The 23,373-nt window shown below is 63.1% G+C and carries 20 protein-coding genes and 1 pseudogene; 16 read left to right on the forward strand and 5 right to left on the reverse strand.

Annotated elements, in window-relative coordinates:
• The first annotated feature begins 4 nt into the window (after nt 1-4).
• The 10 genes and pseudogenes from cyoB to YP76_RS20875 all read left to right on the forward strand — a co-directional run bounded on the left by cyoB (nt 5) and on the right by YP76_RS20875 (nt 11,733).
• The gene (gene cyoB / locus YP76_RS20830) at nt 5-1,975 is read left to right on the forward strand and encodes a cytochrome o ubiquinol oxidase subunit I (protein ID WP_046765516.1); all 1,971 of its coding nucleotides are present in this window, start codon (nt 5-7) and stop codon (nt 1,973-1,975) included.
• A gap of 2 nt (nt 1,976-1,977) precedes the next feature.
• On the forward strand, nt 1,978-2,598 hold the full coding sequence (gene cyoC / locus YP76_RS20835; protein ID WP_046765517.1) for a cytochrome o ubiquinol oxidase subunit III: 621 nt from the start codon (nt 1,978-1,980) through the stop codon (nt 2,596-2,598).
• Nucleotides 2,598-2,969, forward strand: a complete 372-nt coding sequence (gene cyoD, locus YP76_RS20840) for a cytochrome o ubiquinol oxidase subunit IV (RefSeq protein WP_046765518.1) — start codon at nt 2,598-2,600, stop codon at nt 2,967-2,969. Before cyoC ends, cyoD begins: the two co-directional genes overlap by 1 nt.
• 102 nt (nt 2,970-3,071) lie before the next feature.
• Nucleotides 3,072-4,361 (forward strand): annotated as a pseudogene (locus YP76_RS20845) (malic enzyme-like NAD(P)-binding protein); the annotation flags it as partial.
• Nucleotides 4,362-4,427: 66 nt separating this feature from the next.
• Nucleotides 4,428-5,594: a phosphoserine transaminase gene (locus YP76_RS20850; RefSeq protein ID WP_046765570.1), complete on the forward strand. Its 1,167-nt coding sequence runs from the start codon at nt 4,428-4,430 to the stop codon at nt 5,592-5,594.
• Complete coding sequence (locus YP76_RS20855) at nt 5,591-6,781, forward strand: aspartate aminotransferase family protein (RefSeq protein ID WP_046765519.1); 1,191 nt, start codon at nt 5,591-5,593, stop codon at nt 6,779-6,781. The genes YP76_RS20850 and YP76_RS20855 overlap by 4 nt, the downstream gene beginning before the upstream one ends.
• A gap of 11 nt (nt 6,782-6,792) precedes the next feature.
• Nucleotides 6,793-7,995: an amino acid aminotransferase gene (locus YP76_RS20860; protein WP_046765520.1), complete on the forward strand. Its 1,203-nt coding sequence runs from the start codon at nt 6,793-6,795 to the stop codon at nt 7,993-7,995.
• Nucleotides 7,996-8,080: 85 nt separating this feature from the next.
• A complete protein-coding gene (locus YP76_RS20865) occupies nt 8,081-9,472 on the forward strand; it encodes an aminotransferase-like domain-containing protein (RefSeq protein ID WP_232307672.1) in 1,392 nt (463 codons plus the stop codon).
• A 79-nt stretch (nt 9,473-9,551) separates the two neighbouring features.
• Nucleotides 9,552-10,856 (forward strand): serine hydroxymethyltransferase, encoded by a 1,305-nt coding sequence (gene glyA / locus YP76_RS20870; protein ID WP_046765521.1) that lies wholly within the window; start codon nt 9,552-9,554, stop codon nt 10,854-10,856.
• Between the two features lie 310 nt (nt 10,857-11,166).
• On the forward strand, nt 11,167-11,733 hold the full coding sequence (locus YP76_RS20875) for a hypothetical protein (protein ID WP_046765522.1): 567 nt from the start codon (nt 11,167-11,169) through the stop codon (nt 11,731-11,733).
• A 156-nt stretch (nt 11,734-11,889) separates the two neighbouring features.
• Here YP76_RS20875 and nudC read toward each other — a convergent pair whose 3' ends face one another.
• From nudC to YP76_RS20895, 4 genes are all read right to left on the reverse strand, one after another.
• Nucleotides 11,890-12,837: an NAD(+) diphosphatase gene (gene nudC / locus YP76_RS20880; protein WP_046765523.1), complete on the reverse strand. Its 948-nt coding sequence runs from the start codon at nt 12,835-12,837 to the stop codon at nt 11,890-11,892.
• 113 nt (nt 12,838-12,950) lie between these two features.
• Nucleotides 12,951-14,111 (reverse strand): NAD-dependent formate dehydrogenase, encoded by a 1,161-nt coding sequence (locus tag YP76_RS20885; RefSeq protein WP_046765524.1) that lies wholly within the window; start codon nt 14,109-14,111, stop codon nt 12,951-12,953.
• Nucleotides 14,112-14,296: 185 nt separating this feature from the next.
• Nucleotides 14,297-15,178, reverse strand: coding sequence for a bestrophin family protein (locus YP76_RS20890; protein ID WP_198147567.1), 882 nt, complete (start codon nt 15,176-15,178; stop codon nt 14,297-14,299).
• A gap of 157 nt (nt 15,179-15,335) precedes the next feature.
• On the reverse strand, nt 15,336-16,238 hold the full coding sequence (locus YP76_RS20895; RefSeq protein ID WP_198147568.1) for a LysR family transcriptional regulator: 903 nt from the start codon (nt 16,236-16,238) through the stop codon (nt 15,336-15,338).
• A 256-nt stretch (nt 16,239-16,494) separates the two neighbouring features.
• On the opposite strand from YP76_RS20895, the gene YP76_RS20905 reads away from it, so the two are divergent.
• The 6 genes from YP76_RS20905 (at nt 16,495) to YP76_RS20930 (ending at nt 22,103) form a co-directional block, all read left to right on the forward strand.
• Entirely contained in the window at nt 16,495-17,151 is a 657-nt protein-coding gene (locus YP76_RS20905) for an autotransporter outer membrane beta-barrel domain-containing protein (protein WP_157035848.1), read from the forward strand.
• 440 nt (nt 17,152-17,591) lie between these two features.
• A complete protein-coding gene (locus YP76_RS20910) occupies nt 17,592-18,920 on the forward strand; it encodes an FAD-dependent oxidoreductase (RefSeq protein ID WP_084733300.1) in 1,329 nt (442 codons plus the stop codon).
• Nucleotides 18,921-18,922: 2 nt separating this feature from the next.
• Nucleotides 18,923-19,222, forward strand: coding sequence for a hypothetical protein (locus YP76_RS20915; RefSeq protein ID WP_046765529.1), 300 nt, complete (start codon nt 18,923-18,925; stop codon nt 19,220-19,222).
• A 56-nt stretch (nt 19,223-19,278) separates the two neighbouring features.
• Nucleotides 19,279-19,767 carry an MSMEG_0572/Sll0783 family nitrogen starvation response protein gene (locus YP76_RS20920; protein WP_046765530.1) on the forward strand — a complete coding sequence of 163 codons (489 nt, stop codon included), beginning with the start codon at nt 19,279-19,281 and terminating at the stop codon, nt 19,765-19,767.
• Between the two features lie 188 nt (nt 19,768-19,955).
• On the forward strand, nt 19,956-21,320 hold the full coding sequence (locus YP76_RS20925) for a YlbE family protein (RefSeq protein ID WP_198147569.1): 1,365 nt from the start codon (nt 19,956-19,958) through the stop codon (nt 21,318-21,320).
• Nucleotides 21,321-22,103: an oxamate carbamoyltransferase subunit AllH family protein gene (locus YP76_RS20930; protein ID WP_046765532.1), complete on the forward strand. Its 783-nt coding sequence runs from the start codon at nt 21,321-21,323 to the stop codon at nt 22,101-22,103.
• A gap of 43 nt (nt 22,104-22,146) precedes the next feature.
• Here YP76_RS20930 and YP76_RS20935 read toward each other — a convergent pair whose 3' ends face one another.
• Entirely contained in the window at nt 22,147-23,331 is a 1,185-nt protein-coding gene (locus tag YP76_RS20935) for an MSMEG_0565 family glycosyltransferase (protein WP_052757533.1), read from the reverse strand.
• Between the last annotated feature and the right edge of the window lie 42 nt (nt 23,332-23,373).

Below are 23,373 nucleotides of genomic sequence, written 5' to 3' on the forward strand. Positions count from 1 at the left end.
TGCCATGCTCGGAAAGCTGAGCCTGGACGCGATCCCGCTCCATGAGCCTATCATCATGGGGACGGGCGTCGTCGTCGCACTGGGGGGCCTCGTGGTCCTCGCCCTTCTCACCCGTTATCGCCTCTGGGGCTATCTCTGGAAGGAATGGATCACCTCGGTCGATCACAAGAAGATCGGCGTGATGTATTTCATCCTCGGCCTCGTCATGCTGCTGCGCGGCTTCGCCGACGCGATCATGATGCGCACCCAGCAGGCGATGGCCGCAGGCGGCGCCGAAGGCTATCTGCCGCCGCACCATTACGACCAGATCTTCACCGCCCACGGCGTGATCATGATCTTCTTCGTGGCGACGCCCTTCATCCTCGGCCTCATGAACGTCGTCGTGCCGCTGCAACTCGGCGCCCGCGACGTCGCGTTCCCGTTCGTCAACTCGCTGGGCTTCTGGCTGTCGGCGATGGGCGCGATACTCGTCATGATCTCGATGTGGGTGGGTGATTTCGCCGCCACCGGCTGGGTTGCTTATCCACCGCTATCGGAGCTGGGATATAGTCCAACCACAGGCGTCGACTATTTCATATGGTCGCTCCAGATATCGGGCCTTGGAACGACATTGGCCGGCGTCAACTTCGTCGCGACCATCTTCAAGATGCGCGCGCCGGGCATGAACCTGATGAAGATGCCAGTCTTCTGCTGGACCGCGCTCATCACCAACATCCTGATCGTCGCGATCTTCCCGGTGCTCACCGCCACGCTCGCGATGCTCGCAGCCGACCGTTACCTCGGCATGCATTTCTTCACCAACGAGCTTGGTGGGAATGCGATGATGTACATCAACCTGATTTGGATCTGGGGCCACCCGGAAGTCTATGTCCTGATCCTGCCCTGCTTCGGCGTCTATTCCGAAGTCATCGCCACTTTCTCTGGCAAGCCGTTGTTCGGCTACAAGTCGATGGTCTACGCCACCTCGTCAATCGGCGTGCTCAGCTTCATGGTCTGGCTGCACCACTTCTTCACCATGGGCTCAGGCGCCAACGTCAATGCCTTTTTCGGCATCATGACGACGATCATCTCGATCCCGACCGGCGTGAAGCTCTTCAACTGGCTGTTCACCATGTATCGCGGCCGCATCCGCTTCCACTCGGCGACGCTGTGGACGATTGGCTTCATGGTCACTTTCGCGGTCGGCGGGATGACCGGCGTGCTGCTCGCCGTGCCCGGCGCGGACTTCGTGCTGCACAACTCGCTGTTCCTGGTCGCGCACTTCCATAACGTCATCATCGGCGGCGTGGTCTATGGCTGCCTTGCCGGCATGAGCTTCTGGTTCCCCAAGGTGTTCGGCTTCACGCTGAACGAATTCTGGGGGAAGGTCAGCTTCTGGTGCTGGCTGATCGGCTACTGGCTCGCCTTCACGCCGCTCTATGTCCTCGGCTTCATGGGCATGACGCGCCGCATGAACCATTACGACATGCCGGAGTGGCAGCCTTGGCTGCAGGTCGCGCTCGTCGGCGCCATCATCGTCGGCCTCGGCATCCTCGCGATCCTGATCCAGCTCTATGTCAGCATCCGCGACCGCGAACAGAACCGCGACGTGACCGGCGATCCCTGGGACGCGCGCAGCCTCGAATGGTCGCGCCCCTCGCCCGTGCCCTTCTACAACTTCGCTCATGTACCCGAGATCACCTCGCTCGAGCAGCATTGGGAGAACAAGGAAAAAGGCCGTGTCGAAGTGCGCCGCTACGAGGACATCCACATGCCGAAAAACACGGGAGCCGGCTTCCTTATCTCGGTCTGGAGTTTCATCCTGTGCTTCGCGCTTGTTTGGCACATGTGGCTGATCGCCGGAGCAAGCCTCGTCGCGACCATCATCACTTTCATCCTGCGCACCTATGACCGCGACACAGACTATTGGGTCCCCGCGGACGAGGTCGCCCGCATCGAAGGCGCCTGGCACGCCTCGATGAAGGAGGCCGCATAACCATGAACATGCACTCTCCCGCAGTGTCCGGTGGGCACCACCCGCGCGACCACGACCATGGGCACGACAGCGGATCCACGACCGTGCTCGGTTTCTGGATCTACCTGATGAGCGACTGCCTCATCTTCTGCAGTCTGTTCGCCACCTTCGGCGTGCTGGCAGAAAGCTATGCTGGCGGCCCGACCGGTCGCGAGTTGTTCGACCTGCCCTATGTCGGCGCCGAGACGGTGTTGCTGCTGATCAGCAGCTTCACCTTCGGCATGGCCAATCTGAACATGAACGCCGCGCGGACCCGCAAGGTGATCCGCTGGCTGGCGATCACCTTCCTGTTCGGCGCCGCGTTCATCGGCATGGAGATCAACGAGTTCGCGCACCTCGTCGCCGAGGGCGCGGGACCAGGGCGCAGCGCGTTCCTGTCGGCCTATTTCACGTTGGTCGGAACCCATGGGCTGCACGTCACCTCCGGCCTGATCTGGCTCGCGGTGATGATCGATCAGACCCGGCGCTTCGGGCTCGACGCGGTGGTCCGCCGCCGCCTCGCCTGCCTCAGCCTGTTCTGGCACTTCCTAGACCTGATCTGGATCTGCGTCTTCACCTTCGTCTACCTGCACGGAGTTCTCTGATGGCCCACTCTCCCACGCGCATCGCGCACCGTGAGGCGGCTCACGGAACCTTCACTTCCTACCTCGCCGGCTTCGGTATCTGTCTGGTCCTCACCGGCCTGTCCTTCGGAGCGGTGATGAGCGGGATGATCCCGCACGATCGCATCTTCCCGACGATCGTCGGGCTGGCCGTGGCTCAGTTGCTCGTGCAGCTCATCCTCTTCCTGCACCTCGGCACCGCGCCAGAGCAGCGCAACAATACGGTGATCTTCGTGCTCACGGGCATGTTGATCGCGATCATCGTCGCCGGTTCGCTGTGGGTCATGCACAACGCCAACACCAACATGATGCCGACACACATGAGCATCGAGCGCGCCAGAGCAAAGGACTGACACATCTCGAACCACGTCCACTGGGGGCAACTGGACGCACCTTGAAACGAACAGAACCGGCGATGCGGCCTTTGGCTGCATCGCCCCCAGGAGGTGGATTCCATGCCCCAGACGACGAACAATACTCTTGCTGCCTTCGATCGTGACGATGCGCTCTCAGAAACCCTACTCGCCGGGGCGCTCGACTATCACCGCTTTCCCCGCCCGGGTAAGCTCCAGATCCAGCCGACCAAGCCGCTTGATGGCCTCGACGATCTTTCCTTCGCCTATTCGCCGGGTGTCGCTGCGGCATGCCTCGCGATCCACGCAGACGAAGCGCAGGCAGTTCACCTGACGGGGCGCAACAATCTCGTGGCCGTGATCTCCAATGGAACGGCAGTGCTGGGTCTTGGAAGCATCGGCCCCCTCGCCTCCAAGCCGGTGATGGAAGGCAAGGCCGTCCTCTTCAAGAAGTTCGCGGACATCGACGTCTTCGACCTGGAAATATCGGCGCGCACCGTGGACGAGATCGTCGCTGTCATCGCGGCACTCGAGCCGACGTTTGGCGGGATCAACCTGGAAGACATCAAGGCGCCGGAATGCTTCGAGGTGGAACGACGCCTGCGCGAGCGCATGACGATTCCGGTCTTCCATGACGACCAGCACGGCACCGCCATCATCGTCGCCGCGGCGGTGCTGAATGCGCTCGGCCGCGCCGGCAAGATCATCGAAACGGCCAGAATCGTGACCTCCGGTGCCGGTGCGGCGGCGCTCGCCTGCCTGGACCTGCTGATCGCGCTCGGCGCCCGCCGGGAAAACATCATCGTCACCGACCTGATGGGTGTCGTCTATGCTGGCCGCCCTGCGCTGATGGATCCCTGGAAGCGCGCCCATGCGCGTGAAACGGACCTGCGGACGCTCAGCGAAGCCATCGACGGCGCGGACATTTTTCTCGGCCTTTCTGCCGGCGGCGTCCTCAAGCCCGACATGGTGGCGCGTATGGCGCGCGATCCCCTGATCATGGCCCTCGCCAATCCGGTTCCGGAAATCATGCCCGACGTCGTGAAGGGCGTCCGGACCGACGCGATGATCTGCACGGGCCGTTCCGACTTTCCCAACCAGGTCAACAACGTCCTCTGCTTCCCCCATATCTTCCGTGGTGCGCTCGATTGCGGCGCCACCGCGATTACCGAGGAGATGGAACTCGCAGCCGTCCACGCCCTGGCCGCGCTTACTCGCGAGACGCTCGACGATCCCGCAAGCCTCGGGGAAGCGCCGCTCATCCCATCCCCGTTCGATCCAAGACTGATCGTTCGCATCGCACCCGCCGTCGCCCGCGCCGCCGCGGAGTGCGGCGTGGCGACACGGCCAATCCTTGATCTTGCCAACTATGCCGAAACCCTCGGACGCAGGTTGAACGCCGCTTCCGAGGCAGCCCTCGGCTTCACCGCACCCTGATCCCGCGAGGAGATGTTCATCATGACTGCGACCGCCCCGGCGACCCGCCCCGCAAAACCCCATTTCTCGTCCGGCCCCTGTGCGAAGCGTCCCGGCTGGACACTGAACGCGCTCGATGATGCGCTCACCGGACGATCGCACCGCTCGAAGCCGGGCCTCGCGAAGCTACGCGAGGCGATCGACCTCACCCGCGCCGTGCTCGGCATTCCCGACACCCACCGGATCGCAATCACGCCGGGCTCGGACACCGGAGCCGTCGAAATGGCGATGTGGAGCCTGCTCGGACCGCGCGGCGTCGACGTCGCAGCCTGGGAGAGCTTCGGCCAGGACTGGGTGACAGATGCCATCAAGCAGCTCAAGCTCTCCGATTGCCGGTCCTTCGTGGCGCCTTACGGTGAGTTGCCCGATCTCGGCCAATGGGATCCGCAGCGGGACATCGTCTTCACCTGGAACGGCACGACCTCCGGCGTGCGCGTGCCCAACGGCGACTGGATCCCCGACGATCGTGCAGGGCTCACCATCTGCGACGCGACCTCGGCGGCGTTCGCGATGGATTTGCCGTGGGACAAGCTCGATGTGACGACCTGGTCCTGGCAGAAGATTCTCGGCGGCGAGGGCGCGCACGGCATCATCGTGATGGGGCCGCGCGCGATCGAGCGCCTCGAAAGCTACGATCCGGCATGGCCCATGCCCAAGCTGTTCCGCATGAAGCAGGGCGGCAAGGTCAACGAGTCCTTCTTCCAGGGCAGCACGATCAACACGCCCTCGCTGCTCGCGGTCGAGGATGCGATCGATGGCCTGCGCTGGGCGCAGTCGATCGGAGGCCTACCGGAGCTGATCCGACGCTGCGAAGCCAATGCCGCCTGCATCGCCGAATGGGTGGCCCGCAATCCCTGGTGTGGTTTCCTCGCCGAACGACCGGAGATCCGCTCGCCCAGCTCGATCTGCCTCAAGATCGTCGACCCGGCGCTTGCCTCCGATACGGAGCTGCAGGCGCGCACCGCCGCCTCGATCGTGACGTTCCTCGACCAGGAAGGAATCGCATTCGACATCGGCGCCTATCGCACCGCGCCTCCGGGCTTCCGCTTCTGGGCGGGCGCGACCGTGGAGACAACCGACCTCGCCGCCGCGCTGGAATGGCTAACCTTCGCGTACCGGCAGATCGCTGGCGGAAAGGAAACGGAATGACGGACCCGCTATATCCTTGCTTCGCGCGTGCGGACGTCGCGTTCGAACGCGGCGAAGGCGCGTGGCTCTTCGGCACCGACGGGAAGCGCTATCTAGACTGCGCGACCGGCATCGCTGTGACCGGTCTCGGCCATTCGCACCCGCGGTTGGTCGATGTGCTGAAGCGGCAGGCCGAACGGCTCTGGCATGTCTCGAATGCGGTCCGCATCCCCGAGCAAGAGCAACTCGCCGAAAAGCTGTGTACCGCCACCTTCGCCGATCGCGTCTTCTTCAGCAATTCGGGAGCGGAAGCCGTCGAAACCGCGATCAAGACGGCGCGTCGCTACCATCACGTCAACGGCCGGCCCGAACGCTGGCGCCTGATCACCTTCGAGGGCGCCTTTCATGGCCGAACGCTCGCGACGGTCGCGGCAGGAGGCCAGCCGAAATATCTGGAAGGCTTCGGCGCGCCTGTCGAGGGCTTCGACCAGGTGTCGTTCGGCGACCTCGATGCCCTTGAAGCCGCCATCGGCCCCGAGACGGCTGGCGTCCTCATCGAGCCGGTCCAGGGCGAGAGCGGCGTGCGATCGCTGCCGGAGGGCGCGCTCGCCCATATTCGCGCGCTATGCGACCGGCATGGCCTCCTGCTGGTCCTCGACGAGGTCCAGACGGGAGTCGGCCGCGCGGGGCATCTGTTCGCCTATCAGGCATCAGACATCGCTCCCGACATCCTCGCCAGCGCCAAGGGACTCGGCAACGGTTTCCCTGTTGCCGCCTGCCTGGCGACGGAAGCGGCGGCCGCCGGCATGACGCCGGGCACGCACGGCAGCACATTCGGCGGAAATCCCCTCGCCATGGTAGTCGCGAGCGAAGTGCTCGATATCATGCTTGAGCCGGGTTTCCTCGATTCCGTTCGCGGCACCGGCGAGCATCTTCGCGCGCGGCTCGAGGCGTTTGTCGCCGAACACCCCGAGTTGTTCGAGGACGCGCGCGGCGAAGGGCTGCTGCTCGGCCTCAAATGTCGCCGCCCGGTCCGCGACGTCCTGCAGACGCTGCGTGTCAAAGGCGTCCTCGGCGTCGCCGCCGGCAACGATGTCCTGCGACTCCTGCCCCCGCTCACCCTCTCGATCCCGGAAGCGGACGAGTTGGTGGAGCGCCTGCGTCTGGCAGCCATCGCGCTCTCCAATCCTGCCGACATCGCCGCATAAGAAGGCTCCCCATGTCCCAAGCTCTATTGGCGGCGTTGCAGCCGCCCCCGGCCGATCCTATCCTGGCGCTCGGCGGTCTGTTCGCCGCCGACCCCCGCCCGGGCAGGATCGACCTCGGCATCGGCATCTACAAGGATGAAGCTGGCGCGACGCCCATCATGCGTAGCGTGAAGGCGGCGGAGCATCGACTGCTCGATACCCGCACGACCAAGCGCTATGTCGGCGCGCGCGGCGACCGCCAGTTTGCCGCGGCGATGATCGACCTGGTGTTCGGTACCGCGACCGACTCAGGACGGGTCGCTTCCCTGCAGGCCCCGGGTGGAACCGGCGCCTTGCGCGTCCTGGCGCAGTTCCTCGCGGCAGTTCGACCCGAGGCGACCGTCTGGCTGCCCGATCCGACCTGGCTCAATCATGAGGCTATCTTTGCCGCGGTCGGGCTGAAGACGGCCTATTACCCTTATTATGACCGGGAGCGATCAGAACTTCGGTTCGATGCGCTGTGCGAGCGCCTGCGCAGCGCGGCGCCCGGCGATATCGTGCTGCTGCACGGCTGCTGCCACAATCCGAGCGGCGCGGATCTCGATGAGGCCCAATGGCGCACCCTCGCCGGCCTGCTGCTCGAACGCGACCTGATCCCCTTCGTCGATATCGCCTATCAGGGCTTCGGGCGCGGGCTCGACGAGGACGCGCTCGGGCTGCGCATCCTGGCCGAACAGCTTCCCGAACTGCTCGCCGCATCGTCGTGCTCGAAGAATTTCGGACTCTATTCCGAGCGCGTCGGCTGCGCGATGGTGCTGGCCCGCAACCCACGCGAAGCGGAGATCGCGACCGCGCGCATGACAGTCCATGCGCGCACCCTCTATTCGATGCCACCCGATCATGGGGCCGCGATCGTCCGCACCATTTTGGAGGACGATGCGCTGCTGACCGACTGGCACAGCGAGCTGGAAGCAATCCGCGAGGATATGAACGGCAAGCGCCTCCACCTCGCCAAAGCCTTTCGCCAGGCATCCGGGACCGATGAATTCGGCTATCTGGCGCATGGTTTCGGGATGTTCTCACTGCTGACGCTGTCGCCGGCGCAGATCGAACACGCACGGTCGGCGTTCGGAATCTACATTGTCGAGGACGGCCGGATCAACGTCGCCGGTCTGCCTACCTCCAGGATCGACGATTTCGCGGAGGCGATCCTCGCCATCCGCAAAGCGCGCTGAGTAGACAGCGTCTTGCAGTTCCATCTTCATCAATGGCGCCGATCACCTTTGGCCTGCGCGGCGGTCCGTGCCCGGAGCGGTTGAGATGACCATCTGGCATCCCAGGATCGCGGATAACGCCCGGATGAAATATCTAGGCATTGTCGAAGCCTTGGAGGCGGACATCCGGTCCGGTCGGATCCGGACAGGCGACCGGCTTCCGCCGCAAAGAAGCATCGCCAGCACATTGCGCGTCGATCTCACCACCGTCACCCGCGCCTTCAATGAGGCGCGGCGCCGCGGATTGGTGGACGCATGGGCGGGGCGTGGCACCTATGTCCGCGCAGACGACGCCAAGGATTGGCAGCCGGCGCGCCGCGCAGGCCTAGCGCTGGTCGACCTCAGCATGAACGTGCCGCCCCCGCCTTCGACCATCGACATGCAGAAGGCCATCAAGAGCGGCTTTGGCAGCGTCCTCGCCAGCCCGCGCGGCCTCGACTATCTCCAATATCAGGAAAGCAACGGCAATGTGCGCCATCGGCTCGCGGCGGCGGCCTGGCTCGCCCCGCGCCTCGGAAGCGTCTCCATAGAACGGCTCCTGGTCGCAGGCGGAGCTCAAAGCGCCCTCTTCGCCATCTGCGAGACACTGTTGCACACGGGTAGCATCATCGCGACCGGCACGCTCACCTATCCCGGCCTGAAGTCGGTGATCGCTCAGAATGGCCTGATCGCCGCGCCCGTCTCTATGGATGAAGGCGGAATCATTCCCGAGGCGTTCGAGGAGGTCTGCCGCAGTCAAAGGCCATCGGCTCTTTATGTGGTACCCACCATCGACAGCCCGACCACGGCTACTCTGTCCGTTGAGCGTCGCGAAAAGCTCGCGAATATCGCGCGCCGACACGATGTAGGGATCATCGAAGACGATCCCTACACGCCCCTCAGAGACGAGATATTACCCGCGTTCGCCAAGCTCGCCGGCGACATCACCTGGCATGTGAGCACCCTCTCCAAATGTGCGACGCCATCGCTGCGCGTTGCCTATGTCGTTGCACCAAGCGAAGATCACGCCAGCCGGCTCGCCAAGACGCTCAGGACCACCACGCTGATGGCTTCCCCTTTGCTGTCAGCGCTTGCCTCCCGGTGGATACGGGACGGCACGCTGGCCGAGATCGTTGCGGCGATCCGGGCGGAAAACGTCGAACGACAACGCCTGGCGGCAACAATTCTCGACCCCGATTCTTACGCGGCCGACCCGCACGGGCATCATCTCTGGCTGCGCATGCCGCCCCACTGGCATGCGCTTGAGTTCGCCGACCATGCCGAGCGCAGTGGCGTCGCTGTTGTGCCAGGCGCGACCTTCTCGGTCACGCTGGAACGCGTCGAGGCCGTGCGCGTCTCGCTCGGGTCGGCACCCAATCACGACACCCTGAAAGATGGCCTCGCCCTGCTGGTCGGATTGATGGCCCAACCCTCCCTCGCCACGAAAGCGATCGTCTGATGCCAGGCAATCGTCGACGTCCCCGCCAATATCGGCACCACCCGGTTGCGCTTCCGCGCCTGCTCTTCCGAGGAAATCCATGAGTATCAGATCCACCTATATCCCCGACCAGCGCTATTTTACCCGTTCGCTCGCTGATGCAGACCCGGCCGTATTTGCGGGTGTACGCCAGGAACTTGAACGCGAACGCCACCAGATCGAGTTGATCGCCTCGGAGAACATCGTTTCCAACGCCGTGCTGGAGGCGCAGGGCAGCGTCTTCACCAACAAATATGCGGAGGGTTATCCGGGCAAGCGCTATTATCAGGGCTGCCACCCATCGGACGAAGTCGAGCAGCTCGCGATCGACCGCGCCAAGCAGATATTCGGGTGTGCGTTCGCCAACGTCCAGCCACATTCGGGCGCCCAGGCGAACGGCGCCGTGCTCCTCGCGCTTGCCCAGCCCGGCGATACGATCATGGGCCTCAGCCTCGATGCCGGCGGCCACCTGACGCATGGCGCCAAGGCGGCCCAGAGCGGCAAGTGGTTCAATGCCGTCTCCTATGGCGTGGATCGGGAATCGCATCTGATCGACTTCGATCAGGTCGAACGGCTTGCCAAGGAGCACAAGCCCAGGGTCATCATCGCTGGCGGCTCGGCCTATCCGCGCATCATTGACTTCGCGAGGCTTCGGGCCATCGCGGACGAAGTCGGCGCCTTCTTCATGGTCGATATGGCCCACTTCGCCGGCCTCGTTGCAGGCGGCGTGCATCCGACGCCTTTCGGCCATGCTCATGTCGTCACCACGACTACCCACAAGACGCTGCGCGGCCCTCGTGGCGGCGCGATCTTTACCGACGATGAGGCGATCGCCAAAAAGATCAACTCCGCGGTGTTCCCTGGGCTGCAAGGCGGCCCGCTGATGCACGTCATCGCCGCGAAGGCGGTCGCTTTCGGCGAAGCACTCCAGCCCGAATTCAAGACTTATGCCGCCGCGGTGCTCGAAAATTCGCAGGTGCTGGCCGCCACACTGAAGGAACGCGGCGCCAATCTCGTCTCCGGCGGCACGGATACCCACCTCGCGCTCGTCGACCTGACGCCGCTCGGAATCACCGGCAAGGATGCCGACGAAGCTCTCGAACGCTCGGCTATCACCTGCAACAAGAATGGCATCCCGTTCGACCCGCTGCCTCCGGTCAAGACCAGCGGCATTCGCGTCGGCTCACCAGCGGGCACCGCTCGCGGCTTTGGCGTAACCGAGTTCCGCGAGATTGGGAATATGGTCGCGGATGTCCTCGATGGCCTTCGCGATAAGGGCGAGCGAGGCGATACGGAAGTGGAAGGCAGCGTCCGCGAGCGCGTCCGTACTCTCTGTGAGCGGTTCCCGATCTACGGAAAGCTTTGACCATTACCCGGCGGCTTGGGCTTCAGGCGAAGCCCAAGCCGCTCGCACATCTTGCTCGAGCCCGCGCGATAGCCATCCGAAGTTTCGCTTCCCCGACGGCAACCAATGATAGCCGCCCCGCGCAATGCACAAAGCGATAGCGATGCTGGTCTCTCAACCAGATCAAAAAGATCAATCCTTGGGTGCCATCTCGAAGGCCCCGCATCGCCCTGCCCAGCTCAGCCGCGCACCCTTCTCGCACTTAGTGCCTTTCCAAGCCGAATTGTGACATCTACGAATATTAAAAAGGCGTTTCTCAAGGAGAGATGGTGTGAAGGATAACGGAGAGGAGTTGCCGAGAATAGACTATTCCAAGCGATTAGTTTCACTGAGTTGGCATTTTTTGTCAGCTAAGGAGTGCGACGATCGGGCATCGGTCGATATTGATAATGGATTTCTCTACTTCAATTTTCGCGCATTACCTGGCGATGGGGAATATTTTATTCCTGGCGAACACTCATTCACGACGTTCGAGGGTATTCATGGAAAACTTCTCGATTGCCTCCAGATTGATCTATTGAGACCCGTTTTTGACTATTACGATCTCAAATATAAGTCACTGCTTCTCCTTCTTGTTCAGGTCGAGGGAAAAATCATCGAGCTTCTCGCCGAGCGAGGCATTGACGCCGAATGGTTCATGGTTGGCTGCACGACCGCCAACGACAGCCCGGTGAGCGCTTTGCGGCGAACCTTGGTTTTCCCGAACGTCGGCTTCAACGGGGAAATCATGGAAAGCACACCGAGAACGGCTGACCTTCCAATCAGCCTTCTGGCCGAGCTGGAGATCCAGCTTGAGCAATATTTCTACGGTCGCGCGCCAATCGAACATTATGCCTGAATCCAACGATGGCTTAATACCCGGTCCTTGCCGCAGCTAAGTCGCTCGAAATCGGCGAAAAAGTCATCAAAGGGGAGATGAAGTAGCCCGCGGAGTGGACGCGGCACCACCCCATGAAGCAAAGTTGGGGCACTCTGTCTGCTCATCCGGCCCGATTTAGAGGCCTGTGCCGTGGCCAACCCAATGCTGGAGCAAGCGGCCGGCCAGCATGTTGGGGCTGGGAGGATCGAAGCCGAGCGCCTCATGCCGGGCGATTTCGTCGCGCGTGAACCAGCGCGCTTCGGCGATCTCCTCCACATCGAGTGTGAGGTCGGTCGTCGTCGTTTCGAGAAAGAAGCCCATCATGATGAGCCCGGGAAACGGCCAGGGCTGACTCGAATGATAGCGAAGCGCGCGGGCCCGCACGCCGACTTCCTCGAAAGCTTCGCGTTTGGCCGTCTGTTCGGCGGTTTCTCCTGCCTCGACAAATCCCGACAATGCCGAGAACAGCCGCTTGTTGGGAAATGTCGTTCCCCGTGCGAGAAGGGCATGCTCGCCGTGACAGATCAGGATCACGGTGACGGGATCGGTGCGCGGAAACTGCATGTGGCCGTTGATGCACAGCAGACGATAGCCAGCTTCATCCGGCTCGCTCGGAGCACCGCACCGGCCGCAGAAGCGATTAGCCGCGCGCCAATTCGCCATCGCATGAAACTGGGCGGTGAAGGCAGCGTCATCCGCAGACAGCAGGAATTCATAGGGACGGAATTCGACCAGCGTCCGGTTCCCGGAGAGCAGCGAGGGTGGAAGCCCGTCCAACGGACTGAGGTCGATCCCGAACAACGGGTGACCACCGTCGAAGCCGAGTAAGACCGTATAATGATCGAGGAGCGACGCGATGCCCATGCCGAGGTCGCGAAGGTCGAGGCGCGCGATCCGCACAACACGATCGGGGCCGCTTTCCACGTATGTCAGATATTTGCGGCGCCAAAGTGCAATGAAACGAGCTTCCGGGGCGGTCAAAAGCGTCTCAATACGCGCCTGGTCGGTGCGCAGGGCCGCCGCCCGGTCGAACGTATCGCTAGTGAAGTAGGGAGGATCGAATTGGGGGGCGACTTCGAGCACCGCACATTCCTCATCATCGCTGGGCTGGGAATCCCGTGCCAACCCGCCGGATGAGCGGGTCGGCAAGGGCAAGCGGGGCGGCGGAATATGGCGCCGCCCCGCCTTGGGACCAATCAGGTGAGCTTGTAGGAATTGGCGCCGGTGCCGGCGAGGTTGCCCGCATCGACGATGAGATATTCGCGGCGGATCGGGCGCCCCTCGAAGAAATCCTGCAGGATTTCGAGCGTGCCGGCGGCATAGCGGGCCTGGGCCGAGAGCGACGATCCGGAGATATGCGGTGTCATGCCGTTGTTGGGCATTGTGCGCCACGGATGATCGGCCGGTGCCGGCTGGGGGAACCATACGTCCCCGGCATAGCCCGCGAGCTGACCACTCTCGAGGGCGCGAACGACAGCATCACGATCGCACAGCGCGCCTCGCGCGGTGTTGATGAGATAGGCCCCGCGCTTCATCTGCGCGAACATCTCGTCGTTGAACATGCCTTGGGTCGAGGGATAGAGCGGCATCTGCAGGTTCACGATGTCGCAGACCTTGATGAGCGACTGCGGCGTGTCGTGATAGGTAAGGCCCAGCTCCGCTTCCAGATCCGCCGAGAGACGGTGCGGATCATAGTAATGCAGCTTCACGTCGAACGGCTTCAGGCGGCGCAGCACGGCAAGGCCGATGCGGCCCGCGGCCAGCGTGCCAAACTGCATGCCCTCGACATCATAGCTGCGAGCGACACAGTCGGCGATGTTCCAGCCGCCCTCCCTGGCGATCTCATGCGACGGGAGGTAGTTGCGGACGAGCGAGAGCACCATCATCACGACATGTTCGGCGACGCTGATGCTGTTGGAAAAGGTCTCTTCGGCGACCGTGATGCCGTGCTCGGCGGCTGCTTTCAGATCGACGTGATCGGAGCCGATGCCGGCGGTCAGCGCGAGCTTCAGCTTCTTCGCCTTGGCGATGCGCTCCGGCGTCAGATAGGCGGGCCAGAAAGGCTGCGATATGACGACATCCGCATCGACCAGATGGCGGTCGAACTCGGAATTCGGTCCCTCCTTGTCGCTGGTGATGACCAGCGTGTGGCCGTTGGCCTCCAGCCAGGGACGCAAGCCAAGTTCGCCCGATACGCAGCCCACCAGCTCGCCGGGCTTGAAGCCCAGCTCACCGCGCGGCGTGGGCAGGGTCTGCCCGTTGGGATAGGAATTGATCACCGGCAGGTCGTCACGCGCATATTTGGGCGGATAGCCAGTCGTGGGATCAGGATAGAGGACGCAAAGTACCTTGGCCATTGAGGGTCTCCTCTCGGGACGTCACATGTTGATGACCCCCGAAAGCTGCGCTCATGGCCTGCGCGCATCCAATCGTTTGCTCAGAACTATTGATAAACGGAGATTATCAAGGTGAGCGAAAATCGGATGCGACGTGCCGCGCCTGGATCGTCAGGAGCAGGCAAGATTCAGCGCGCGCAATGCGTTTAGACAGCCGTGACGGTCGGGCTCAACTCGCGCTCGATGGTCTTCACGATGTCGTCGAGCGGAAGGTCGTTCGCCGTCTCGCCGAAAGGATCCTCAATCGCATCTCCAATCGCGTCGATGCCGAAGAACGTGTAGCTGACCACCGTCACGAGTATCGGCGTCCCCCACCCGAGATGTGTCGCAAGCCCGAAGGGCAGCAAACAGCAGAAGAGGTAGGTCGTCCGATGGATCAGGAGCGTGTACGCGAAAGGCAGCGGCGTGTTGCGGATGCGCTCGCATGAAGCCTGCACGTCGCACAGTTCGGTAAGCCGGTTTTCGAGCAGCATATAGCGCCATTCGCTGACGATTCCCTGCACGGCCAGGCGGGAGCAATGCTCACCGATCCGATCGAGTATCTGGTTCGTGGGGTTCGGCAAGGCCAAGACATCCGTATCCTGGCCGATCCATTCGCTGGCGGCCCGAGCCTCGTCCAGCCCTCTCAGGCGCGCCCGCAGCGATCTCGCATAGGCGCAGACCCCCAGCAATATTCGGTCCCTGTCCGGTGCGGGAACGACCCCTCTCAATTCTCGCGCCAGCGAACGCGCGGACACGATCAGCCGGCCCCATTGCTTGCGGGCCTCCCACCATCGATCGTAGCAGGCGCTGTTCCGAAAGCTCATGAAGACAGAAATCGAGATGCCGATGAAGGTGAAGGGCTCGGGGCCGAAATTGGCGATCGGGTTCACATGGTTGTGCCGGGTCCAATAGACGATGCCGCAGGCGAGCATGGTCAATATGGCGACCCTCCAGGCGATCACGCTGACAATCGATCCCTGGAAGGCGAAGAAAACCTCCCATATCCGCACGCTGCGCGGCGGCTGCAAATCACTATAGGCTGGCACTGTTTCGGCTCCCACGGCTCGGGCTTCAGCTTTAGGGGCCGTTTCCCAAGTGCGAGCACGTTTCGAGAAGCCGCGCTCGCATGGCTGTCGGCGCGGCTCTCATATCGCGGCGCCCAGCGCTAATTCACTGTTCAAATCTTCTGATAAGCAGCAGCTATCAAAGAAGGTCGGCGAGCGGCCTGTCCAGGATCTTCTGAAAATCCATGTTCGCCGCGAGCCGCCAGACCGCGTCGCAAAGCGGGGGCTGGGGCTCACGCTTCAGCCGAACCAGACAGACGTCGGCCGAATGCTCGGGCATGATCGTGTGGACGCGGAGGCGCACCGCGTAGAGCGCCGGCAGCGCGCTGAGCGGCATGATGCTGAAGGCGCGGCCCGACTGGGCTTCGGCCAGCAGGATCGGGATGGCGTTCGTCTCAATGACCGCGTTCGGCGTCGCGCCTGCCTGCCGGAACATTTCGTCCAGGATCCGGCGGTTCTGCATGTCCTGGCTCAACAGGCACAGCGGATAGCCCGCAACATCCGTCCAGCTCAGCTCGCGTGGAAGCGTCGCCTGCTCGTCTGCCACGAGCACGTAACGCTCGGTGAAAAGCGGCATGACGTCGAACGCCTCGTCGACCACGGCTCTGTCGTAAGTCAGGCCAAGATGGATGTCCTGCTCCCTGAGCTTGCGAAGGATGTCCTGCGTACTCAAGGACTGGATATCCAAGGTCAGGCTATTGATGATGTCCCGGCATTCCGCGCTGAGCAGCGTGACCGGATGGATCGCCGAAGGAATCGCGCCGATTGCGAGATGTCCTCCCGGGATGTTTCGAACGAGTTCGGCTTCTTGCCGAAGCCCCTCGAGCGACGCGAGGACCTTGCGCGCCCAGGCGATCACGCGCTCGCCCTCCGGCGTGATGCCCTGAAACGTCCGGTTGCGCTTCACGATCACGAGGCCGAGTTCTCGCTCCAGCTCGCTTATGCCGTTCGAGAGGGCCGGCTGCGACACATGGCAATTTTCAGCGGCCCGCCCGAAGTGACGATGTTTATCCAACGCCACCAGGTAGGTGAGCTGTCTCATGAACATAGGGATGCGCCCGTTACAGAACCAAGGCCGTTCTATCGACCTGGCGACTTGCTGTCTTCGGCGGAATGTCCAGACCGGAGCGCTTCGCGGGCGATCAGTGGACGCGAGGAGTCCGAAGCACCGTCCCCGCGGCCTCGGACAGCTTCACATCCTTTCCGGTTTCCGTTCCAAGCCCAAAATAGAATTGCCCACGGAAGATAGCGAAGGAACGCGCGAATGTCGGCGCGGCGAATGTGAGGATCGGCGTCGCATGCTCCAGCGCGCGATCGAACCGGAAGATCGTGACCGCATAGCCGCCGGGCGTCCTCGAGCGAAACAGCCGCGTAAACACCAAGGGGAAGCCACTGATTATCATTATGCTGCCACCGTCCGCGACATCGCCGGACTGGAAGCCCCGGGACGTGCCCATTTCGACAACGACGCGTTCTCGCTCCATGCCGGACATGCCTATCGATTGCCGGTGAAGGGCGAGGCGCAGGTTCGTCTGCTGGCGCCGGTCATCGATTATGTCGGGCTGAACGGATACAGCATCGGCGAGCGCGCGGTACCCGTCGCCCTGGATGCCGAAATCCAAAAATACCACAGCGTACGCATTGGCGGCGGCGCCGACCTGCGGCGGACATGGACGGCCGCCGATAGCAGGAGCACGACTTCGGCTCACGCGCGCCTGCTGTATCAGCGTGAGGTCGGGGACGAAGCCGTGACAGGCGTTGCGAATTTCGCCGGCGAGCCCGAGCTGCCGTTCGACATTCGCTCGCAGGCCGCCGGCAAGGACATCCTGTCGGTCGATCTGGGCGTAACGATGAAGCGAAGCTCGGGCATCGGCCTCTCCGTCGCATATTCGGGAGAATTGTCGGAAGGCGGAATGCGCCACGCGGCCTTTCTAGGTGTGGGATACAGCTTCTAGAATTGGTCCCTCCCCTTAGCCGACCGCGGAGGGGGGGGATCGTCATGATGAGTGGGCACGCGGAGTCCCCGCCCGTCAGGCAAGTGCGCGCAGGTGCTCGCCCATGAAGTCGAGAAAGACGCGGACTTTCGGAGAAAGCGTCTTCTTCGGCGGATAGACGTCCCAAATTGCTCGCCCGGGACTGCGGCGCCTCAACGCCAGTCCGAAAAGCGGCGGAAGGCCGACGGGCCACTCCGTTGGCGATGCCTATTCGGGACCCGGATCTTCCCGCAATTTGCCCTGGATCCAAGGCGATCGGGCAAGATCCCAGGCGCCGGCCGCGCTGCCCCGGCGCCTCCGATCCGTTGCATTCCGCTTGACGCGATTTGGCGCCATATCTACCATCGGAAAAATTCATTCCTTATACGATATATGGCATAGGCCGAGGCGAGGATCGCGGTATGAAAATTGTTGTAATTGGTGGTGGTGCTGCGGGTTTGGGTGCTGCGGGTGCAGCGTTAGGTGTCGATCCTTCAGCCGAAATGGTCGTTTACACCCAATTCGAGGATGTCGCTTACAGTCCTTGCGGCATTCCTTTCGTCCACGGCAAGGAAATCGAGTCGTTCGATCGCCTGTTCCTCGCCACCAAGCAGCAGTATAAAGACCAGGGTATCGACGTTCACTATGAGACCACGGTCGAGAGCATCGATACCAAGCGCCATGTGATCAAGGTCCAGGGCGAAGGTGAAGTTCGGTACGACAAGCTGGTCCTCGCCACCGGCTGGAATTACCGCGATCCCAATCTCCCCGGCGGCGACCTGAAGGGCATCTACCGGGTCAAGAACATCCAGCGCGCTCGGGAATGGGACTCGTTCCTCGACACCGTGAAGTCGGCGGTCGTGGTCGAATGCGGCCTGATCGCAGTCGAGATGGTCACTGCCCTGGTCCATCGCGGCATCAAGGTGACGGTGGTCGATCCCGGCCCCTGGCCGATGGCGGAAGTCGTCGATCCGGATATCGTCGATCCGGTTCGCGCCGGCTGGGCGGAAGCGGGCGTCACCACGCTCTGGGGCGAGCAGGTGACCGCGTTCGGCGGCAACGGCACCCTTTCCTATGTCGAGACCACGGCTGGCCGTATCGAGGCTGAACTGGCGATCATCGGCACCCGCAAGGTGCCCAACAGCGATCTGGCGCGTGCCGCCGGGATCGCGCTGGGCGGCACTGGTGGCATCGTGGTCGATGCCCGGATGCAGACCTCTGCCCCTGACGTCTATGCCGCAGGCGACTGCACGGAGATTCCCCACGGCGTGTCCGGCGTGCCGCTGCAGGGGCTCTCCGGTAGCCATGCCTATGCCCAGGGCAAGACCGCCGGCATCAACGCCGCCGGCGCCGTCCGCGAATATCAGCCGGTCTATGTGCCCTGGGCGATGCTCGCCGGCGAATGGATGATCGGCGGCGTGTCCTTCGGCGAGACCACCGCCAGCGCAGTGGGCATGAATTATGTCGCCGGCACCGCCAAAGGAATCACCCGAGCGCGCTACTATCCGGGCGTGAAGCCAATCACGGTGAAGCTGCTCGCGGACCCGGACAGCCGCTGCCTGATCGGCGCGCAGATCGTGGGCGGCGAAGGCGTGAAGGAGCGGGCCGACTTCCTCGCGGTCGCGGTTCGGGCCGGCATCACGATCGACGATCTGGCGACCATGGAGAATGTCTATTCGCCCGCCATCGGCGCGCTCAACGAGCCGATCCAGATGGCCGCTCTCGCCGTGCAGCAGAATTTCCGGAGGTAAGCATGTCATTCACGCAGTGGCTGCGCACCAACTCGCAGCAATATCTCCTGGCCGATGCACAGCAGCGCATCGGCCGGAAGAACGGTGTCACCGTCTATGGCAAGCCGCGCACGCTGAAGGACCGGTTCTGGCGCTACATTTTCGTGCCGACCTACAAGATGCTGCCGAACGGTCTCCGGGAGAGCCTGATCCACGCGATGCCAGGCAGTCATCGTCGGGCATGGCCAAAGGCAAGCCCTCGCCCGCGTCCGCCACATCCGTTCGTGAAGATCAACGGACAGGGCCAAGCCCCCAGGAAATAAGCCGCTGAATTGCCCCCTTCGGGCAATGCCCGAACCACTTTCGTAAGGAGAGCCCAATGCCGAAAACAGTTACGATTCCTGCTGCCAAGGAAGGCGACGTCCTCTTCAACGTCGAGGAGAAGGTCTTTCCGGACCTGAAGGCCAACGAAGGCGATAAGGCCGTGGTCTTCATGCACACCGTGCCGTTCGAAGGCTCGGTCGGCTTCGTGAACATGCTGACGGCCACGCGCCTGCAGCGGAAGGGTTTCGAGCTGTCGTTCGTGCTCTACGGCCCCGGCGTGCTGATGGCGGCGGCGACGCGCGGCTATCCGGCGGTCGGCACCGAAGCTTTCCCCGGCAATCTCCAGTATAATCGCCAGCTCAAGACGCTGATGGACGAAGGCGCGAAGATCTATGCCTGCCGCTTCGCCATGGGCGCGCTCTACGGCATGCGCGAGGACGATCTGATCCCGGGCGTCATCCCGATCAATCCGCTCGACGTCCTCGACATCAACATCCAGGCGTGGCGCGATCGCGCGCTGGTATTCTCGACCTGGACGGTCTGATCCCACTCAGCGTTCATACGTTCTGGAGCAGCAAGCCCCACCAGGCTTGCTGCTTTTTATTTGGATGGCGGAGGCTATTATAAGCGGAATCGTGGTTCCGCGCGCATAGCCGCGCCCATTCGTAAGACGCCCGAGTAATGACAAGACCAGACCAGGCTCCCGCAATCCGCCTGCCGAATGAAGTTCGCGTGATCAACGTCGGGCTCCCCCTCTTCGCAGATGCACTGCGCAATCAACACACCCCTGTCACCGATGTCGACTGGCGCATCCCGGCCGGCGGCGATGAGCAGCTGGTTGCCGCGCTCACCCGATTGCTGGGACCCAAGGCTGCCCGCATCGATGCGGCAAACGCACGGGTTCTCAACCGCCTTAACGCCAGTCCGATCGTCAGGACAGTGGAACGCGCGGGCGACGTCATCGAAGGACTGGACGAACGCAGCCTCTTGCATTGCGGCCCGCCGATCACATGGGACGACATGATCGATCCGCTGCGGCGTTCGGCGACAGCGGCGATCGTCTCCGAAGGCTGGGCCGATGACGTCGAGGCGGCAGCGATGCTTGCCAGCTCGGGAGAAGTCACGTTCAAGCCGGCGAACGAGCACCGGACGGTCGTACCAATGGCCACGATCCTGGGTCCTTCCGCTCCTGTCTATGTCGTCGAGAATCCGACCGGCGGCACGACCGCCTTCTCCAGCATCAATCAGGGTGCCGGCGATGCCCCGTGGTTCGGCGTCAACAACGACGCGGCGATCGAACGCCTGAACCTGATACGCGACGCCGTCGCGCCCGTGCTGGCCCATGCGCTGGCCCGGCACGGAGGAATCGACATCCTCTCTCTAGCGGCACAGGGCGTCACCATGGCCGACGATGTGCACATGCGCATCCAAGCCACCACCAATCTCCTGCTGCGCGATCTCCTGCCGGCTCTGGTGCGGTCGAGCCACCCCTTGACGGCGGTCGCCGCCGATTTCCTCTCCGGCAATCCACTGACGACACTGACGATGGCAATGGCAGCAGCAAAAACGCTGGTGGACGCGGCTGCGCAGGTCGAAGGTGCCAGCATCGTGACCACGATGGCTCGAAATGGTACCGGCTTCGGGATCAAGCTCGGCAACCAGCCCTGGGTCGTCAGCGAGGCGCAACCGATCAAGAGCGCGCTGTTCCGGCCAGGCTTTGGCCCGGACGTGGCCGCACCCGATATCGGCGACAGCGCGGTGCTCGAACTCATCGGGCTCGGCGCAGCGGTCGCCGGGAACACACCCGCAGCCGCGACATTCGTCGGCGGCCCAGCAGCAGCCCTCGAGATCACTGAGGACATGCGATGCATCAGCGCCGGTGAGAGCGAACGCTTCCGAATGCCCTATCTAGGGGATCGACGAGCCCCGATGGGGCTCGATGTGCGCCGTATCGCGGAACTTTCGATCACGCCCGTCATCAGCACGGGAATCGTGCACGCAACCGACGGCATCGGCCAGATCGGCGCGGGCTTGGCGCGCGCTCCTCTTGCCTGCTTCGTCCAGGCCACCCTTGAACTGGACGAGAGGACCGCCTGAGTGCCGACCTTGGTCCGCGCGATCCACGAGGGCCAGGCGTTGAGCGAGCTGCGCCACCAAGCCGCCGTAGATCCGTTACGAGGCAGGATCATCGGGCGGTTTACTAGCGGCTTTTACGCGCGCATTCGCGATCAGATCTTCGCGGCCGCCGGGCCGCTTATCTGGCCGGGTCCGATCCATTTGATCGCCGAGCAGGTGCCCGAGCTCGCAGCGGAGGCCGGGGAAGTATGGCTGACAGCCACACGCCTGCACTATCCCGGAGGAACGGTCGATATCGCCTCGGCTGCTCCCTACACCCCGGCGATCCCTACCGCTGAGCAATTACGCGCCGCAGCGCCCCTCCTCGTACAATGGGCCGACATGGCGGGGCCGCCCGAGGATCTCGCAACGTGTTGGGAGCCGGTCCTGGCCGCTATCGACAACGAAGACATCGCCGGCGCCGCTCTGATTCTCCAAGGTCGCGGGATCGGCTTGACGCCATCGGGAGATGACGTGCTCGCGGGCCTCCTGCTATTCGCCCGATGGAGCGGCGTGCCACAGGCCGTGCTCACCCCGATCGCGGAGCGCGCCGAAACCTCCGACCTTAGCCGGGCTTTCCTGCGGTGGGCGGCGCGGGGTCAAAGCATAGCGCCGATCCACGCGCTCATTATCTCCTCCTCGTCGAGTGCGGAACGCAGCGAACGCTTCAATCGCGCTGCAAAGATCGTGTGCCAGGTGGGACACCGGTCAGGAGCGGCGCTGATGACCGGTCTGGGCATCGCCGCCCAATCCTGGGCGGCATAAACCTCACGCGCGACGTCCGTACCCGAAACTCATAGGGCCCTCTTCAGAGCTCCGCGCTTTCGGGAAGACTCCGCGGCGATCCTGCCTGCATCGCGCTCCATATCGCCTCATAGTGCTCAATATGCTGACGCGCGGTCCGGTCCCACCCATAGCCGGCCACCAGCGACGCCCCCGCAGCGCCGAGCCGGTTGCGCATATCGGGCTCATCCATCATGCGCGCCATACCGCTTGCGAGTGCATCGCTATCACCGGCTCGGGTGAGCAGCGCATTCTCGCCATCGGTCAGGAATTCGCGAAACACTTCAATGTCCGATGCCACGACGGGCAACCCCGCGCTGGCCGCCTCCATGATCACCAGCCCCCAGCCCTCGTTCACCGAAGGGAAGACGAAACTGTCAGCGACGGCCAGCCATTCGACCAGCTCGGTCTGGGCCACCGTCCGCAACTGGACAACATCGCGCTCGAGCTCAAGTCCGAGCCCCGGCAAAGCCGCAATCACCTCTTCGCGATAGGCGGAATAGTCCTGAAAGCTATGCCCCCCGATGATCGCGAGCACGGGTGCGACCCGACGGCTCGCCTTAAGTTTTGCCAACGCCTCGACGAGAAACATGCTGCCCTTGCGAGGCTCAATGCCGCCGATGGTGAGGAACAGGAAACGATCCTCTGCCCCCACCTTTCGCCGCAACTCCCTCTGCCGGTCAGCATCGAGCTTGCAGCGAAAATTGTCCGGCCAGACTCCGTTCGTGACGATATCCGCCTCCACGCCATAGTCGACCCGCAAATTATCCTGCCAGAGCTTGCTCACCACCAGCACATGGTCTGGCTCGAGGATCGCTTGGCGCTGGCATTCGATCAGGGCTTCGGTCGTGAAATCATCGACATGATGCACCGTGCGGACCAGCCGGAAGGGAGCGCCGGCGTCGCGAATTCGGGCGGCCGCGCGCGCGGAGATACAGTCCTGGCTGTGAACGATGTCGAAGCGGTCGCGCATCTGCTCCAGACCGCGCTCCAACGTATCGATCCAGCTGAACACCCGCGCTTCGAGCGTATCCTTCACCTCGGGCGGCCGGATATATTCGACCGGAACGCTAACCTCCCGAAACAGCGAACCGGCCTCCCCCATCGCCACCACCGTTACATCGACACCTTGCGCCTGCAACGACTCAGCCAGCTCCAGCGTATGCACCACGCCTCCGCGCGGCTTGGTCGAATAAGTGGTGAGTGCCACGCGCGGAGTGGATGCGGGCGATTGGGGGGAGGCTGGGGACAT

The organism is Sphingobium chungbukense, assembly GCF_001005725.1.
GTDB classification, from domain to species: Bacteria; Pseudomonadota; Alphaproteobacteria; order Sphingomonadales; family Sphingomonadaceae; genus Sphingobium; species Sphingobium chungbukense.